The sequence below is a fragment of the Acidovorax facilis genome (assembly GCF_023913775.1).
GTDB classification, from domain to species: domain Bacteria; phylum Pseudomonadota; class Gammaproteobacteria; order Burkholderiales; family Burkholderiaceae_C; genus Acidovorax; species Acidovorax facilis.
The window spans coordinates 63462-80276 of the sequence record NZ_JAMXAX010000011.1 but is presented as its reverse complement, the minus strand read 5'-3'; the positions used below and the strand labels follow the sequence as shown (position 1 = coordinate 80276).

Sequence of the window (16815 nt, the reverse complement as noted above, 5' to 3'; positions counted from 1 at the left end):
CCGCTTTCGCATGAACATTTCCATCAACCAGATCCCGCACGAACTGCCCGAGGGCGCCACCGTGGCCGACGCCGTGGCCGCCATCGCGGCCCGCCCGCCTTTTGCCGTGGCCGTGAACACCACCTTTGTGCCCAACACCCGCTACGCCGCGCAGGCCCTGCAGCCCGGCGACCGCGTGGAAATCATCTCGCCCGTGACGGGGGGCTGATCCGCCGCCTGAAACTTGAAGCCAAATTGGCACCTAGCGCCTGATAAATAAGCGCTAGCAGCTATCAAAAGCATAGTAAACACCATGACCACTTCAACGCCCCAAGACCCCCTGGTGCTCTACGGCCAGCAGTTCGCCAGCCGCCTGCTGCTGGGCACCTCGCGCTACCCATCCCCCGCAGTGCTCGAAGCCGCCGTGCTGCGCGCCAAGCCTGCCATGGTCACCGCATCGCTGCGCCGCCAGGGCAGCAACCCGGCCGAAAGCGGCAGCAGCTTCTGGGAGCTGCTGCGCAGGCTCAACGTGCCTGTGCTGCCCAACACGGCAGGCTGCCACAGCGCGCAAGAGGCCATCACCACGGCACAGATGGCGCGCGAGGTGTTCAACACCCCCTGGATCAAACTGGAGCTGATTGGCGACGACTACACGCTGCAGCCCGACACCCTGAACCTGGTGGGCGTGGCCGAACACCTCATCAAGGAAGGCTTTCAGGTGCTGCCCTACTGCACGGAAGACCTGGTGCTGTGCCAGCGCCTCGTGGATGTAGGCTGTCAGGCTGTGATGCCCTGGGCGGCACCCATCGGCACCGGGCGCGGCCCCGTCAACCCCTATGCCTTGCAAACGCTGCGTGAACGGCTGAACGTGCCGATGCTGGTGGATGCCGGGCTGGGCCTGCCATCCCACGCCTGCCAGGTGATGGAATGGGGCTATGACGGCGTGCTGCTCAATACTGCGGTCGCACTGGCGCAAGACCCTGTGGCCATGGCCGGCGCCTTCGCCGACGCAGTGAATGCCGGGCGCGCCGCGCGCCAGGCAGGTGCCATGGCAGCGCAGGATGCGGCCCAGCCCAGTACGCCCGTGCTCGGCACCCCCTTCTGGCACCATGAACAACATGCGTGACGACACCAGCGCCATGGTGCAGGCCATTCTTGCGCACCACGCCGCCACCTTCGCGGGCTTTGGCGCCGAGCCCGCCCCGAAACCCACGCGGCAGGAAGCCGCCTACCTGGCAGCCCTGCAGGCCTGCAGCACGCTGGGCTTTATTGCCCACGACGCGGAGTGCCTGGCCCAGGCCTGGCTGGCACAGAGTCTGCGCACCGGCACCTTCCAGCCTGAGCAATGGCCCGACGCGCCAGAGGATTTTGGCCTGCAACCCGTGCCACATGCCCAAGCGTTCGCCCCATGCCCTGAGCACCTGGGCCTGTACGCCGTGTTGCCCGACGCCGACTGGGTAGGCCGCATGGCGCGTGCGGGCGTGCCCACCGTGCAGCTTCGCTTCAAGTCGGACAACGCTGCCGCCATTGAACGGGAAGTGCACGCCGCCGTACGGGCCGTGCAGGGCACGGGTGCGCTGCTGTTCATCAACGACCATTGGCGCACGGCCATCCAGGCGGGTGCCTATGGCATTCACCTCGGCCAGGAAGATCTGGATGCCCTGGCCCCCGACGAACTCCAAGCACTGCGCGCTTCGGGCCTGCGCCTGGGTGTCAGCACCCATGGCTACGCAGAAATGGTGCGTGCAGATGCAGTAGGCCCCAGCTACATCGCCATGGGCGCCGTATTCCCGACCACCCTCAAGAAGATGGCCACGGCCCCGCAGGGTGTGGGCCGGTTGGGTGTGTATGCGCGCCTGCTGCGCCACTACCCCCAGGTGGCCATTGGCGGCATCGGCGCCGAGCAGTTTGCGCCGGTGCAGGCCACAGGCGTGGGGTCGATTGCGGTGGTGCGGGCCCTTGTCAATGCCCCAGACCCTGAAGCCACCGCCACGCACTTGATGCGCCTGATGGAACAAAACAGCCAGCGCGCGAGCCGCTGAAGGGACGATCCATTGGCCTATCGGCCTATTTGCGGTCGCCTTTCTTCTGCTCCAGTTCCAGCCGCAGTTCGACCAGGTCGTTGTCCATGCCAAAACCGACGGCCTGACCCGCGGCCGGGGGCGCGGTCACCGGCACGGCCGGCAGATCGCTCAGGGTGAGGTGGGGCGGCTCTGACAGATCAAGGTCGAGGTCGAGATCCAGCGGCGCACCGCGCGTGTCGCCATCCAGTGCGGAGGGCGCTGCGACACCCGATGCCTGAGCTGGCCGCTCTGTAGCGGGAGGCATCCCGTCAAAGTCGAACTCCAGGCTCGCCGCGCGCGAGTCCTGAGGTAATGCCGCCGTTGTCGCAGGCACCTTCGGGGCTGGCGCTTGCTGCACCTGGGTTTCGTCCCGAGGTGCGGCGAGCGGTGTGGTGCGCTTGCGGGGCGCAGGCTCCCCTCGGGCACTTGCGGGCGTGGTCTGCGCAATGGAGAGCAACAGCAGCAGGTCGTCGTAAGCCGCAAGGTCAAAGGGCTCGACCGAACCGACACCGTTCTGCCGGAACAGCAGCTTTTCGAGCAGCTGCAGCACGGACGGAGAGGTCCATTCAGCCTCGATGTCAGCGAGCGCATCGGTGTAGTGGTACAGCATGCGGCCCGTGCGGTGGAAGCTGGCAAATTCCGGCACCTGCGCGTTGAACGATTGCATGAACTGCGTACGCAGCTGCGTGAACTCCTCCACCCGGCTCAGCGTGTGGTACAGCCGCAAAAGCTCCAGATACGCCAGCGGCGAAGTGGCACCGCGCTCAGCGATGTGCGTTTTCAGCACTTCGATGGCCTGCTGGTGTTCCCCCACCGAGATAAAAAACTCGGCCTGTTGCTGGATGTCGAAAAGCTCTTCCGGGCTGACGATGTGCAGCGCGGGTTGCTGCGTGACTACAGCGGCAGGTGCTGGCGGGGGAACGGTCGCCTTCAGGGGGACCGGGGCACTGGGCAAAGGGGCCGTGGCCACAAAAGGAGGTACCAGCGGGGCAGCAGCTGAGCCCGGGGAAGGTTCCCGGGCTTCGGCGGACTCGTCGGACGGCAGCCAGTGATCGCTGGGGTCGGGGGGCAGGCCCAGCGCAGCCCCATGCTCGACCACGGCATCTCGGCCACCCAGCGCAGCCACCGAATCGCGCCATGCGCGCACCGCCTTTTCGGAGGCGCTGCGCATCCGCCCCCAGGCCCACACAGCGAGCAACAGTGCCAGCAGCAGCAACCCGCCCAGCGCGTAGACCACCGTGGCAGGAAATCTCTCGCTCTCTGCCTGCTCCAGCTGTTGCTGCAATTGCGCTGCGCTGGCCCGGTCGCGGGCGGCCTGCGCCCGCAGGGCAGCAACGTCGGATTCCAGGGCCTTGAGCCGGTCAGCCTCCTGGTTGACATCCTCGGGCTGGGCATTCATCGCTTTCCAGAGCGCTGCCGCCTGGGCACGCTGGGCCGAGGGCTGGTCTGATGGCATGACCAGCAGTTCAGGCGAGGTGCGCAGTGCCAGCGGACGGTCTACCCAGAGGTCGAGTGGCTCGACGACCAAGCGAGCCCGGTCAGCGGGCTTGGGGGCTGTAGGCAGCTTGTTTTTTTCAGCGCTGGCCTGGGGGCGCGCCACCGGACGCTCTGGGGGCCGTACCGGGGCCGTCCGCGCGGCGGGCTTGGCCACCGACGGGGTGCTGGGTACAGGCTCGGGCCGGTTTTCGGAAGACAAGGGCACGGATGCCAACGGAGAAGGCGCCACAGGCGCAGTGGCAGCCCCTGCAGCGCGCTGCCCTGCTGCACCCTGGGCCGGACGGGGTGCTTCGACCCCACCGGCCGCAAGGGAAGGTAGCCGCGAGACGTCGACCGGCGATGCGGACCGTGCCACCGTGGATGGAAGCTCGGCAAAAAATGTGTAGGTGCGCGTGACCTTGCCTGTGCACCCCGCCGACAAGGTGACCATCAATACCGGTTCGTCCACCGCGATGGCGGCCTGCACCCGCACGGCCGGAGACCGCCCCCGCATGTCGGGCAATGGCACTACCCGCACCTTGGCATCGCCAATCACCGTATCGCCGGCCACCAGCTTGGCCGTCACGCAGGAAGAGGCCAGATCGATGCCTGGGTCGGGCTGGATATCGAAGGAAAGATCTACCGGGGCACCCAACACCACCACGCCCCTGCTGCCGCCCAAGGACAGTGCCGAGGCGCCTGCAGCGACCGCCCACAGACTGGTCCCCAAAATGGCGTTACGGATTTTCACAATATGTTCTGTTTTTGGTGCAACCCATTCTTGCACATAAGTCCCGCGCAACGCCAGAGCCATAATGGCGCTATGAAAATTCAGTTTCCCAACATCGCTATCGTGGGCACCGGCGCCATGGGTCGGGGCATTGCACAAATCGCCGCACAGGCTGGCAGCCAGGTTTTTCTGCTTGATGCCAACCCCGGCGCCGCCGATGCGGCCAAGGCGGCGCTCCAGGAACAATGGAACAAACTGGTGGCCAAGGGCCGCATCGATGCCGCGCAGGCCGGTGACCTGACCGCGCGGCTGCACCCCGTCAAGGTCGTGGCCGACCTGGCAGGCTGCGACCTGGTGGTAGAAGCCATCGTGGAGCGGCTGGATGTGAAAAAGACGCTGTTCGCCGAACTGGAAGCCGTGGTGCGCCCGGATGCGGTGCTGGCCACCAATACCTCGTCCCTCTCGGTCACCGCCATCGGCGCGGGCCTGCAGCGGCCCGAGCGCCTGGCGGGTTTCCACTTCTTCAACCCCGTGCCGCTCATGAAGGTGGTGGAAGTGATTGCCGGGCTCAAGACGGATGCAGCCGTGTGCACCGCCCTGGCCACGTATGCGAGGGAAATGGGACACACCCCCGTTCAGGCACAAGACACCCCCGGCTTCATCGTGAACCACGCCGGGCGCGGCTTTGGCACAGAGGCCCTGCGCATCGTGGGCGAAGGCGTGGCCGACTTCGCCACCATCGACCGCATCCTGCGCGACCAGGTCGGCTTCAAGCTCGGCCCCTTTGAATTGATGGACCTGACGGCGCTGGACGTCTCCCACCCGGTGATGGAATCCATCTACCGCCAGTACTACGACGAGCCGCGCTTTCGCCCCAGTGTGATCACCGCGCAGCGCCTGGCAGGCGGCGTGGTGGGCAAGAAGGTGGGCGAAGGCTTTTACCGCTACGTGGACGGCGTGGCGCAGATACCGGCAGAGGCGCCGCCGCCCGTGGTGGCAGAGATTCCCCCCGTGTGGGTCTCGCCCCGTGCCGCGCGCCGCGCGGAGCTGTACCAGCTGCTCAAGGACCTGGGCGCCACCATCGAAACCGGCCAGTCGCCCTCGCCCCAGGCCATCACGCTGGTCGCGCCGCTGGGGTTTGACATCACCACCGTGGCGGTCGTGGAGCGCCTGGACCCGGCGCGCACCATCGGCATCGACATGCTGATCGACGACGCCGCTACCAAGCGCCGCGTGTTGGCCACCAACCCCGCCACCCGCGTGGACATCCGCGACGCAGCGCATGCGCTGTTTGCCCGCGACGGCAAGGCCGTGAGCGTGATCCGCGACAGCGGCGGCTTTGTCACGCAGCGTGTGGTGGCCACCATCGTCAACATCGCCAGCGACATCTGCCAGCAAGGCATCTGCTCCCCCAAGGATCTGGAAACCGCTGTGACACTGGGCCTGGGTTACCCCCTGGGGCCCCTGGCCATGGGCGACCGCTGGGGGCCGACCAACATCCTCGAAGTGTTGTTCAACATGCAGACCGTGTACGGCGACACACGCTACCGCCCGAGCCCCTGGCTGCGCAGGCGCGGCGCCATCGGCCTGAGCCTGACCCACGTCGAAGAAGCCTGATCGCGCGAACAGAGCAAGAGCCGCGCCCCAACCAAGGCCACCATGCCCGCAGAACTCCAGAGCACCAGCCAGGGCCAGACCCTGATCCTGACCCTTCGCAACCCTGAGAGGCGCAACGCCATCGACCCGGTGATGTACGCAGCGGGCGTGGAGGCGCTGGGTGTGGCCGAAAGCAGCCCTGACATTCGCAGCGTGGTCATCACGGGGGCCGATGGCATGTTCTGCTCGGGCGGCAACCTGCAGCGCCTGCTGGCCAACCGCCAGGAAGCCCCCGAGGTACAGGCACAAAGCATTGAGGGCCTGCACAACTGGATCGAGACCATCCGCACCTACCCCAAGCCTGTGATTGCAGCCGTGGAAGGCGCTGCGGCCGGTGCGGGCTTTTCATTGGCATTGGCCTGCGATTTCATCGTGGCGGCCCGCAACGCAGTGTTTGTGATGGCCTACAGCAATGTGGCCCTGTCGCCCGATGGCGGCGCCAGCTGGAGCCTGTCGCACGCCCTGCCCCGCCAGGTGGCAACCGAGATCCTCATGTGTGGTGACCGCATCAGCGCAGAACGCCTGCACGCTCTCGGGGTGGTCAACCGCATTGCAGAAACCGGCAGCGCGCTGGAGACCGCCCTGGCACTGGCAGAGCAGCTCAACGCGCGTGCACCCAATGCCCTCGCGAGCATCAAGGAGCTGCTCAACGAAGCGCCCCATGCCCAGCTCACACACCACCTGGCCCATGAGCGCGACCATTTCGTGAAGAACCTGCACCATGCGAACGGCGGGGCCGGTATTTCTGCCTTCCTAGAGAAACGCGTGCCCCGCTACGAATAGCATTGGACCGGGGTGCCGTACCCACAGAGCACCCACCGCCACGCCCCATCCCCCGGCCCTCTGCGCTGCAGCGTCCGGGGGTTTTCTTTTGGGCGCCCACAGCGCAGACACGCAGGTGACAACCCTGACGCAGCACGAAGGTCCCTGACGCGACAATGGGTCTGTTTCTAGTCACCCAAAAGACAGGCCATGGACGACCCGATTCTTACTATCGAAGAACGTGAAGCGATCAACTCAGGTCGCTGGTTTTCATCTCTCTCACCTTCTCTACGCCACGACATCCTCCGATGTGCATACGTCAAACGCTTCAAGGACGGCGGCCTCATTGCCGCACGCGGAGATCCGCCCGAGGAGTGGATTGCCTGCGCGCGCGGTGCGGTGCGGGTGAGCTCGACCTCCATCTCGGGCAAGCAGATCACGCTGACCTATGTGGAGCCGGGCATCTGGTTTGGCGACGTGGCGATCTTCGACGGGGACCGGCGCACACACGACGCCTACGCGCATGGCGACACCACGATCCTGTGTGTGGCCAAGGCCGATTTCCGCAAGATTCTGGCGGTGCACACCGAGCTGTACGAAGCCATGCTGCGACTGCATGCGCGGCGCATTCGCCAGCTGTTCGGGCTGGTGGAAGACCTCAACACCCTGCCCTTGCGCTCGCGCCTGGCCAAGCAGCTTGTGCACCTGGTGCGCAGCTACGGCGTGCCCAGCCTGTCGGACGGCAGCGAGATGCGCATCAGCCTGCAACTGGCGCAGGAAGAACTGGCTCAACTTCTGGGCGCATCGCGCCAACGCGTGAACCAGGAACTCAAGGCCATGGAGCGCGAGGACGCCATTCGCATCGAGCCGGGCGGTCTGGTGGTGCGTGACCGCGAAGCCCTGATGCGCATTGCTGAAACCGACAACTAACTCATTGACTGACCGAACCTCTCCCCCATTCCTCCATGAGCAACTTTGACCATTTCGTCGGCACCCGTCCTGTTTCCGATCAGCACGCCTTTGATACCGAAGCGCTGACCGCGTGGCTTGCACGGAACATGGAAGGCTTCGTAGGCCCCCTGACCGTGGAAATGTTCAAAGGGGGGCAGTCCAACCCCACCTACAAGCTCATCACGCCCGGTGCCAGCTACGTGATGCGGGCCAAGCCTGGCCCCGTGGCCAAACTGCTGCCTTCGGCCCACGCCATCGAGCGAGAGTTTGCGGTGATGAGCGGCCTGTATGGCACCGACGTGCCCGTGCCCCGCATGTTTGTCCTGTGCGAGGACGAATCCGTCATCGGCCGCGCCTTCTACGTGATGGAGTGCATGCAGGGCCGCGTGCTGTGGGATCAATCTCTGCCCGGCATGACGCCAGCCGAGCGCGGCGACATCTACAACGAGATGAACCGCGTGATTGCCGCGCTGCACACCGTGAAGTTTGCAGACCGGGGGCTGGCCAGCTATGGCAAGCCCGGCAACTACTTTGACCGCCAGATCGGCCGTTGGAGCAAGCAATACGTGGCGTCCATCACGCAGCCCATCGAAGAGATGGACCGCCTCATGGAGTGGTTGCCCGCCAACATGCCCGCCAGCGCGCGGGACGAGGGCCATGTGTCCATCGTGCACGGTGACTACCGCCTGGACAACCTGATGTTCCATCCCACCGAGCCGCGCGTGATTGCCGTGCTCGACTGGGAGTTGTCCACGCTGGGCCATCCGCTGGCGGACTTCAGCTACCACTGCATGAGCTGGCACATCCCCGCCTCGCTCGGGCGCGGCATCGCAGGGCTGGACCTGGGCGCACTGGGCATCCCCGACGAAGACACCTATATCCGCCTGTACTGCGAGCGCACCGGCATCACCACGCCCGAGGCACTGCGTGCCGACTGGAACTTCTACCTCGCCTACAACATGTTCCGCATCGCGGCCATCCTGCAAGGCATTGCCAAGCGGGTGGAGGCTGGCACGGCCTCCAGCGCGCAGGCCAAGGCATCGGGCGACACCGCGCGGCCCATGGCCCAACTGGCCTGGTCGTTTGCCCAGCGCGGCTAAACACACGACGCAAGTACAAGCGCCGCCCCTCGATTACCAACGGAGAAGAAACCCATGGACTTTGATTACTCGCCCAAAACCAAGGAACTGCAGGCCAAGCTGCTCCAGTTCATGGATGACCACATCTATCCGAACGAGTCTGCCTACAAAGACGAACTGGCCGCCAACACAGCCGCAGGCAAGCGCTGGAGCGCGCTGAACACCATCGAGAACCTCAAGCCCAAGGCGCAGGCTGCCGGGTTGTGGAACCTGTTTCTGCCGGTCGATAGCGCCGCCGCCTCGGGCTACGAAGGCGCGGGCCTGACCAACCAGGAATACGCGCCGCTGGCCGAAATCATGGGCCGCGTGCCATGGGCCAGCGAGGTGTTCAACTGCTCGGCACCCGACACCGGCAACATGGAGACCATTGCCCGCTACGGCGACGATGCCAACAAGGCCCGCTGGCTCAAGCCGCTGCTCGACGGCAAGATCCGCTCGGCCTTTGCGATGACGGAGCCCGACGTGGCATCGAGCGACGCCACCAACATCGAGACACGCATCGAGCGCCAGGGCGACGAGTATGTGATCAATGGCCGCAAATGGTGGATCTCCGGCGCGGCCGACCCGCGCTGCGCGGTGTTCATCACCATGGGCAAGACAGACCCCGACGCACCCCGCCATTCGCAGCAGAGCATGGTGCTGGTACCCGCCGATGCCAAGGGCATCACCATCGTCCGCCCGCTGAACGTGCTGGGCTATGACGATGCGCCCCACGGCCACGTCGAGATGACGTTCGAGAACGTGCGCGTGCCCGTCTCCAACATCCTGCTGGGGGAAGGCCGTGGCTTCGAGATCGCTCAAGGCCGCCTCGGCCCCGGGCGTATCCACCACTGCATGCGCCTGATCGGCCTGGCCGAGCGCGCGCTGGAGCTGATGTGCAAGCGTGCTTCGTCGCGCGTGGCGTTTGGCAAAACCGTGGCCCAGCAGACCGTGACACAAGAGCGCATTGCCGAAGCCCGCTGCAAGATCGACATGGCGCGCCTGCTCACGCTCAAGGCCGCCTGGCTGATGGATGTGGCTGGCAACAAGGTCGCCAAGACCGAGATCGCCATGATCAAGGTCGTGGCACCCAGCATGGCCTGCCAGGTGATTGACTGGGCCATGCAGGTGCACGGCGGCGGCGGCATGAGCGATGACTTCCCGCTGGCCTATGCCTACGCCGGTGCACGCACGCTGCGCTTTGCAGACGGCCCGGACGAGGTGCACCGCAACGCCATTGCCAAGTGGGAGCTGGGCAAGTACGGCACCTACGGCCGTGATGCGGCCGTGCCCGTCACCCGGGGGAGCTGACTGGAAATCACCCCCAGAGGCCCCTTGGGCCTTTCCCCTCCTCTCTCGCACTACGCGCGGGAGGGAACCGCACCCAACGCGGCTGGGCGACCCTTGCGCAGGGCATTGGCTTGCAGCGTGCCAGCTTCATAACCTGCGGGAAAATATTGCAGAACGCACAACGGGGCCACACGCTCCGTTGTGCGTTTTCTTTGGCGCAGGCGCTGGCTGGAACGCTACCGGGTGATGTTGGGCACGTCGTCCGGCCCCGCCACCGACATGGGCGGCAGGTTCTGCAGGGCCGCCTGCCCGGCCACCAGCAGCAGTTGCTTGGCATGCGCTATCTCGGCCAGGCTGCGCTGCGTGTGTTCCATGCGCAGGTAGACCTTGCCACGCGCCAGCATCAGCACCATGGGCGATTTCGCCCGTTCGGAGCCCCCTTCCCCCTCCACGGCATTGAGCAGCTGCGAGACCACGGGCGCATGGATCCAGCGCTGGGCCAGCTCAATGCGCTCTGCCACCACCGCGAAGTACTCGCGGAATGACACGGGCAGGCCGGGCCAGGCCATTTCCTCGTACATGGACAACCAGCGCATTTCTTCGGGCAGGCTGCTGCTCACCGCGGTCTGCAGCGTATCGGTGATGGCGGTGTAGGCCGTGCCTTCCAGAATTTCCTGCAAGGGACGGTTGATCACCATCACGGCGGCATCGGGGTCGGCGCCCACGTCGGCGCGCCCGCGCAGCTCCAGGCCCGTCACATAGTCGCGTGTGGGTGCGCCGCATTCCAGCCGCCACGGGTGGCCGTGGATGTCACCGCCCAGATCGAAATGTCCCTCGGTGGAATGTGCAACGATGGCCAGCTGCTGCTTCGCAGCCCAGCGGGCCACGTCCCGGTTGGTGGCAGGCCGGCCCAGGTCCGAACCCGGGGAGCCGGAAGTACCGAATGCTTTGCGGAGGCGGTCAAACATGAGAGGCCGAAGCGCAAGGCTTCGCAAGAGTCGCGGGTACAGGCATTATTGGGCGAAAATTGAAATTCCCCCTGAGTCGCCTGCGGCGCCTTCCCCCTGAGGGGGACGCACCCGGTGGACTGGCCTGGGGCGCGCCAGTTTCGGCAGGTGGGGGCCTGGTACGGCGCTTGGATGAACGACATGCCACTTTTGACTATGAACCGCCGTTTTGCCCTGACCGCCATGGCTGCTGCGGGTGTACTGGGGACCTTGCCTGCGGCCGCAGCGGAATTGCCCAGGGACACCTCGGCCACGGCCCGCCAGCTGGTGCGCTGGGCCACCGAAACCGGCGACCACCAGGGTCTGCCTTTTGCCGTGATCGACAAGCCCGCCGCCCGCATCCATGTGTTCTCGGCCCAGGGGCAGTGGCTGAGCAGTGCTCCGGTGCTGCTGGGCGCTGCGCTGGGCGACCGGTCTGCGCCGGACATTGGGCAGCGGCCACTGTCACAGATCCGCCCGGAGGAGCGCACCACGCCCGCTGGCCGGTTCGTGACAGAACCCGGGCGAAACCTGCGCGGCGACGACATTGTGTGGATCGACTATGAATCCGCCGTCTCGCTGCACCGCGTGCGCAGCGTTCATGCCGCTGAGCGCCGCCAGCAACGCCTGGCAAGCCGGGGCGTGAGCGACAAACGCATCAGCTACGGCTGCGTGAACGCACCCGAGGCGTTCTACAACCAGTTCATCGCGCCTGTGTTCGGCCAGGCACGCGGCGTGGTGTATGTGCTGCCGGACACAGAGCCATTTGCTGCTTTTTTTATAGCTGCTAACGCTTACCCATAAAGCGCTAGGGCCATTTTTTACTTGTTTTTTCGAATCCGGCCTGCCGCCGCGCGGCGTCAGGCTGCCCGGTTCAGACAGGCCGTAGCTGGAACACGGCCCTGCGTCCGCCGACCTCCAGGCCCCGGGCATTGAGGATACGGCCCGACCGGCGCGGCGCCAGTGCCTCGCGCTGCCGGGCGTCGAGCCAGCCGAGCTGGTCCATGACCTCCACTGCAGCGGCCACCTGCGCCACCATGTTGCCGTCCATGACCTTGAGCGCGAAGGCCTCGCCCCGGCTACGGCTGCCCACCACCTGCACGCCGTCGGCGCCGGTCCAGAACGTATTCACGACCTTTTCCGGGCCGCGTTGGGGCGCAATCGGGATGAGTGGATGCCTCGACTGCGCCGCATGGGCTCATGCCCATGCAAGCAGCCGGGGCGTCCAATCGCCCGATTTCGCCCCAACCCTTCGGGCAAGTGCCTTGCCGGGCGGTCTGCGGCGTTGCGGCGCTTGTGGATAGCCGGGCTATCCACTGCGCACCGCGCCTTGCAGCCCATCCCGGCAAGGCACTTGCGCGGCCCGGAAAAGGTCGTGAATACGTTCTCAACACCCAGTCGCCCTGCCCGGCCCGCATGAAGTCCAGGTCGTGCCGGCCGGTGCCCGAGCCCAGCTCGGGCCGGGCGACCATGGCATCGGCCAGTTCGGTAAGGCTCTGGTCCAGGTCCGTGTCCGGTGCACCACCGGCCAAGCGAGCGTAGCCCCGGGCCAGGCTGGCAAGCGGCATGGCGTAGTTGGGCGCCGAGCAGCCGTCAATGCCCATGGCCAGCTGTTCTGGTGCCAGCCCCACCGCTTGCGCAACGTGGTCGCGAATGGCCACCTGCAGCGGATGCGCTGGGTCGAGGTGATCGTCCAGCGGCAAGCCTTGTTGCACGCAGTGCGCGACGAAGCCCGCGTGTTTGCCGCTGCAGTTGTTGTGGCGTTCGTCTGGCACAAAACCTTGTGGCAGCGAGGCGAGCCCCAGCTCGGCAAACAGCGGCCGGTGGCACCCGCAACGCAGCGCGTGGTAGTCCTTGCCCACGCTGGCCAGCATGCGCTCGGCCTGCGCCACATGCATTGGCTCGCCGTTGTGGCTGGCGCACAGCAGCGCCAGCTCGCCCTGCCCCCAGCCCAGCGCGCGGGCTCCGCCCGACTGCATGAAAGGCAGCGCCTGGAACGCCTTGATGGTGGAGCGGGTGAAAGTGACGGTGTACGGGTCACCCACCCGGGCCGATACCCTGCCGTCGCGGTCGGCCACGGCCACTGCGCCCCAGTGCTGGCACTCGACCAGTCCGCCGCGGTTGACTTCGATCAACGGTACAAAACCCATGGTGTGCTTTCTTGCAGCCTGCATCACTGCGCAGCAGCGGCGGTGCTGGCGGCAGTGGAAGGCGTGAGTGTGAGCTCATGCATCCAGCGCGCGGGCTGTCGCTGCAGCGCGCGATAGCCGGTCTCGGCCCAGGTGGTGCTCATGTCGCGGTAGCGCGGCGAGAACACCAGCCCGCTCTGGCCGGTTTGGTAGATGAAGCGTGACTGTTCCAGATCGGCCAGGTCGTACACCGCGCGCAGCGAGGCGGCGTGGCGGTTCACGTACGGGCCAGAGGCTTCGCCCGCGTTGTACTGGCCCACGTTCACGGTGTACGAATCCCCGTGCGAGGGCACGCTCACATCGAAGAAACGCGCGAGTGCGGGCACGTTGCCGAAGGGCCGGTGCGCGCTGAGCGCCGGGTGCGCCGCGCCCCAGCGCCACTGGGCCGGGTCCGCGCCATACGCAGCCTGCAGGCGGTCGAGCGCGCGGCCCAGGGCAGCGGCAGATTGCTCGGCACACGATGCGGGTTGGCACCACCAGGTGTCGTTGCGCTCCAGAATGCCTTCAATGGCCGCGCGGTAGTCGCGCTTGCCATACGTAGCGGTGAACCGGTCTTCGCCAATGCGCGGAATGATGAGGCCGCGCGCCAGTTCGTCCGTCCAGGCCACAAAGATCAGCGGCGCGGCGCGGCCCGCGTCCATCACGCCGTCAAAGCCCTGCAGCTCTTTCTGCGCAGCGGCGGCCAGCGGGTGCGTGGACTGCGCCTGCTGCAGGTGCGGCAGGAGGCGCCGCGTGGCGAGCGAGGTCACGTCGCGGTGGATGGCCTGCATGCTGGCCGCGTCGTGCTTGGGCGTGGCCTCGATGAGCTGCGCAATGCGTTCGTAGCGGTAGGGCAAGGCCCAGTCCTGCGTCAGAAAGTGGGGGTAGCCTGGCGCCGTCACGCGCTGGTTGGCCGTGGCGATCCAGCCCCGGGCGCCCTGGACGCCCGCCCCTCCGCTGACACCGTCATCCTGCGGGGTTTGCTCATACGGCAGCCAGCCCTTCCAGTCGTAGCGCGCGTCCCAGCCCGGCGAAGGCGCCACGCCCCGAATGTCGTTGGCGGCATCGCGCAGCGGCACACGGCCTGCGGCCTTGAAACGGATGTTGCCCTGGTCGTCCGCAGCCACCACGCTTTGCATCGGCGAGTGGTAGTGCGCCAGCCCCGCAAAGAGCTCATCCACGCTCTTGGACTGGTTGGTCTTGAAGCCCGCCAGCACGGTCTGGTTGTCATCGTCCAGCGCGCTCCAGCGCAGCGCGATCACATATTTGCCCAGGTCCAGCACCTCAGCGTGCGACTTCTGAACGTCGCTCAGCACGGGGCCATGGCGCGTGCTGCGCAGCTGCAGCAACAGGTCGGCCTCGCCCTTGACGCGGATGGTTTCGTTGCGCACCGTGAACGGGGCCCATCCGTCGGGCGTGCGGTACTGCGTGGCGTCGGCGGGGTTGATCTGCTCCAGATACAAGTCCTGCACATCGGGGCCGGTGTTGGTGAAGCCCCAGGCGACCTTGTCGGTACGGCCCAGCACCACAAAGGGCAGGCCTGGCAAGGTGGCGCCTACTGCATCGATAGGGCCCATCGGTGTGCCGTCAGACGCCTTGCCCGCAGGGGCCTGCAGGCTCGCAAAGTACCAGATGGCGGGGGCCGACAGGCCCAGGTGCGGGTCGTTGGCCAGCAGCGGCTTGCCGCTCACGGTGCGGGTGCCCGCAATCACCCAGTTGTTGCTGCCCTTGCCCTCGTTGGTGCCTGCGTTGCGGGTCAGTTCGTCGGCCCAGGCCAGCATGCCAGCGCTGATCTGCCGGGACAACGGACCTTCGCGGTTGGCTGGCGCCACTGCAGCCGCTGCAGCACCAGCGGCAGGTGCACGATAAACCCCCAGCTGGCGATACAGCGCCGCCAGGTCTGCGGACGCAGCGGGCGGCTCCCCCGGATAGGGTGGCATCAGTTGCCACAGCCGGTCGGTGTCCAGCGTGCGCGCCACCGACAGGCGTGCGAACTCGGTGCCCCAATTGCCACCCAGGTCCAGCGCCATCATCAGCGCCCAGCCCACGCTGTCCTCGGGCTCCCACACCGCGCCTGCGGCGCCGCCGGGCTGCACGCCCAGCACCAGAAACTCCGGTGGCAAGGCCTGGGGACGTTTCTGGTGGAAGGCATGGATGCCCTTGCTGTAGGCCTGCAAGGCCTCCTGGGCATACAGCGGCAGCCCTGCGTACTGCCGCCGGGCCACGCCCATGATGTCCAGGCTGCGCATGAGCTTGTCGGTCTCGACCGTGGCAGGGCCAAAAACCTCGGACAGCTGGCCGTGCATGACCCGGCGGTTGAATTCCAACTGCCAGGTGCGTTCCTGCGCATGTACATAGCCCATTGCAAACCAGGCATCCTGCGGGGTCTGAGCCTGGATGTGGGTGACATCGGCGCCATCGCGCCGCACCTGTACTGCTTCGCTGAGCCCCGCCACAGCCAAGGAACCATCGAGTTGTGCAAAGCTGCGCTGCACATACACCGCCGCGCCCGCGCCTGCCAGCAGCGCCACTGCCACCAGCCCGAGGGCTGTCCGCTTCATCCATGCCATGTTTCTTGTCTCCTGCCGTTGGTCTTGTTGTTGATGTTGTGCACGCAAAGCCATGGTGGCTCCGCGCCCGCGCTGCGGCCACACTGCAATGCAGAAGGAGCCGCCAGCTCTGCGCATGTCAGCTCAAGTGCACACTGCCGCCCGCCACATGAAAGCTCATGACCGGCGCACTGGGCTCGTTGAACGAAACGCCCAGCGCAATGTGCCCCGCGCCATGCAGGATGCAGGCATCGCGCCGCAGGCGCACGGGCGAGTCGCTGCCCTCGAACCGCACCCAGGTTCCAAAGCTGCTCATGTCGGTCAGCACGAACCCGCTGTTGCGCCAGTCGATGCGCGCATGCAGGCGCGACACGCGCGGGTCGTTGATGCGCAGCTGGGCATGCTCGGCCCGCCCCACCATGACAGGGGCATCCGACGAGGTGAAGGTGCGGTCCACCCCATGCCAGGAGAACTGGATCTGCCCCAGGATGGAATCGACCGGTGCAAAGTTGCTGACCAGTGCCGCCTGCATGGTGAGGGAATCGGGCGCTTCGTCCTCACGCCATTCGACGTGGTAGAGCATGAGCAACTCGGCCTTGCCCCGAATGTCCATCATGCCCAGCTTGCGGTACCAGACATCGGGCGCCGTGCCCGCAAGCAGCACGGTGGTTTCGGTAGCCCAGATTTCAGCGGGCCCGGCCCGTTCGCACAGCCGGGAAGCCACGTTGACGGCGTCGCCATAACAATCGCCATCCACATCCACCACTTCGCCGCTGGCCACGCCCACGCGGATCTCCATGCGCAAGGGGTGGGGCCAGCGGTCCAGGCGGACCTTGTGCTGGCGCAGCATGGTGGCCATTGCAGACACCGCACTGGAGGCATCGCCAAAGACGCCCAGCACCCCATCCCCGAGCTTCTTGACCACCCGGCCGCCGTGGGCCTCGATGGTGTCGCCAATCCACTGGGTGACCTGCGTCACGGCCTCGGTAGCACGTTCGTTGCCCAGCGCTTCATACAAGGCAGTGCTGCCTGAGATGTCCGCAAAGACCATCGTCGACAACACACTCATGAACGCGGGCCCGTTGGT

General features: G+C 66.3%; 15 protein-coding genes. 9 read left to right on the top strand and 6 right to left on the bottom strand.

The window, feature by feature from the left end:
* Nucleotides 1-10: 10 nt before the first annotated feature.
* The 3 genes from thiS (at nucleotide 11) to NFX52_RS06205 (ending at nucleotide 2021) form a co-directional block, all read left to right on the top strand.
* Nucleotides 11-208 (top strand): sulfur carrier protein ThiS, encoded by a 198-nt coding sequence (gene thiS / locus NFX52_RS06215; RefSeq protein ID WP_055393858.1) that lies wholly within the window; start codon nucleotides 11-13, stop codon nucleotides 206-208.
* Between the two features lie 84 nt (nucleotides 209-292).
* Nucleotides 293-1105: a thiazole synthase gene (locus NFX52_RS06210; RefSeq protein ID WP_055393856.1), complete on the top strand. Its 813-nt coding sequence runs from the start codon at nucleotides 293-295 to the stop codon at nucleotides 1103-1105.
* Nucleotides 1098-2021 carry a thiamine phosphate synthase gene (locus NFX52_RS06205; protein WP_055393855.1) on the top strand — a complete coding sequence of 308 codons (924 nt, stop codon included), beginning with the start codon at nucleotides 1098-1100 and terminating at the stop codon, nucleotides 2019-2021. Before NFX52_RS06210 ends, NFX52_RS06205 begins: the two co-directional genes overlap by 8 nt.
* A gap of 25 nt (nucleotides 2022-2046) precedes the next feature.
* Here NFX52_RS06205 and NFX52_RS06200 read toward each other — a convergent pair whose 3' ends face one another.
* Nucleotides 2047-4269 carry a hypothetical protein gene (locus NFX52_RS06200; protein ID WP_238385468.1) on the bottom strand — a complete coding sequence of 741 codons (2223 nt, stop codon included), beginning with the start codon at nucleotides 4267-4269 and terminating at the stop codon, nucleotides 2047-2049.
* 72 nt (nucleotides 4270-4341) lie between these two features.
* On the opposite strand from NFX52_RS06200, the gene NFX52_RS06195 reads away from it, so the two are divergent.
* The 5 genes from NFX52_RS06195 to NFX52_RS06175 all read left to right on the top strand — a co-directional run bounded on the left by NFX52_RS06195 (nucleotide 4342) and on the right by NFX52_RS06175 (nucleotide 10046).
* Complete coding sequence (locus NFX52_RS06195; protein WP_055393853.1) at nucleotides 4342-5865, top strand: 3-hydroxyacyl-CoA dehydrogenase; 1524 nt, start codon at nucleotides 4342-4344, stop codon at nucleotides 5863-5865.
* Between the two features lie 42 nt (nucleotides 5866-5907).
* Nucleotides 5908-6687, top strand: a complete 780-nt coding sequence (locus NFX52_RS06190; protein ID WP_055393851.1) for an oxepin-CoA hydrolase, alternative type — start codon at nucleotides 5908-5910, stop codon at nucleotides 6685-6687.
* 189 nt (nucleotides 6688-6876) lie between these two features.
* Nucleotides 6877-7596, top strand: coding sequence for a Crp/Fnr family transcriptional regulator (locus tag NFX52_RS06185; protein ID WP_055393849.1), 720 nt, complete (start codon nucleotides 6877-6879; stop codon nucleotides 7594-7596).
* A 35-nt stretch (nucleotides 7597-7631) separates the two neighbouring features.
* Nucleotides 7632-8717 (top strand): phosphotransferase, encoded by a 1086-nt coding sequence (locus NFX52_RS06180; protein WP_055393847.1) that lies wholly within the window; start codon nucleotides 7632-7634, stop codon nucleotides 8715-8717.
* Between the two features lie 54 nt (nucleotides 8718-8771).
* A complete protein-coding gene (locus NFX52_RS06175) occupies nucleotides 8772-10046 on the top strand; it encodes an acyl-CoA dehydrogenase family protein (protein ID WP_055393845.1) in 1275 nt (424 codons plus the stop codon).
* Between the two features lie 215 nt (nucleotides 10047-10261).
* On the opposite strand, the gene NFX52_RS06170 is transcribed toward NFX52_RS06175, so the two are convergent.
* Nucleotides 10262-10993 (bottom strand): hypothetical protein, encoded by a 732-nt coding sequence (locus NFX52_RS06170; protein WP_252635580.1) that lies wholly within the window; start codon nucleotides 10991-10993, stop codon nucleotides 10262-10264.
* A 195-nt stretch (nucleotides 10994-11188) separates the two neighbouring features.
* On the opposite strand from NFX52_RS06170, the gene NFX52_RS06165 reads away from it, so the two are divergent.
* A complete protein-coding gene (locus NFX52_RS06165) occupies nucleotides 11189-11815 on the top strand; it encodes a hypothetical protein (protein ID WP_055393842.1) in 627 nt (208 codons plus the stop codon).
* A 70-nt stretch (nucleotides 11816-11885) separates the two neighbouring features.
* Here NFX52_RS06165 and NFX52_RS06160 read toward each other — a convergent pair whose 3' ends face one another.
* The 4 genes from NFX52_RS06160 to NFX52_RS06145 form a co-directional block, all read right to left on the bottom strand.
* Nucleotides 11886-12143 carry an asparaginase gene (locus NFX52_RS06160; RefSeq protein ID WP_238385466.1) on the bottom strand — a complete coding sequence of 86 codons (258 nt, stop codon included), beginning with the start codon at nucleotides 12141-12143 and terminating at the stop codon, nucleotides 11886-11888.
* On the bottom strand, nucleotides 12091-13161 hold the full coding sequence (locus NFX52_RS06155; protein WP_238385465.1) for an asparaginase: 1071 nt from the start codon (nucleotides 13159-13161) through the stop codon (nucleotides 12091-12093). The genes NFX52_RS06160 and NFX52_RS06155 overlap by 53 nt, the downstream gene beginning before the upstream one ends.
* 23 nt (nucleotides 13162-13184) lie before the next feature.
* Entirely contained in the window at nucleotides 13185-15749 is a 2565-nt protein-coding gene (locus NFX52_RS06150; protein WP_055393838.1) for a penicillin acylase family protein, read from the bottom strand.
* A gap of 118 nt (nucleotides 15750-15867) precedes the next feature.
* Nucleotides 15868-16797 carry an adenylate/guanylate cyclase domain-containing protein gene (locus NFX52_RS06145; RefSeq protein ID WP_199727006.1) on the bottom strand — a complete coding sequence of 310 codons (930 nt, stop codon included), beginning with the start codon at nucleotides 16795-16797 and terminating at the stop codon, nucleotides 15868-15870.
* Between the last annotated feature and the right edge of the window lie 18 nt (nucleotides 16798-16815).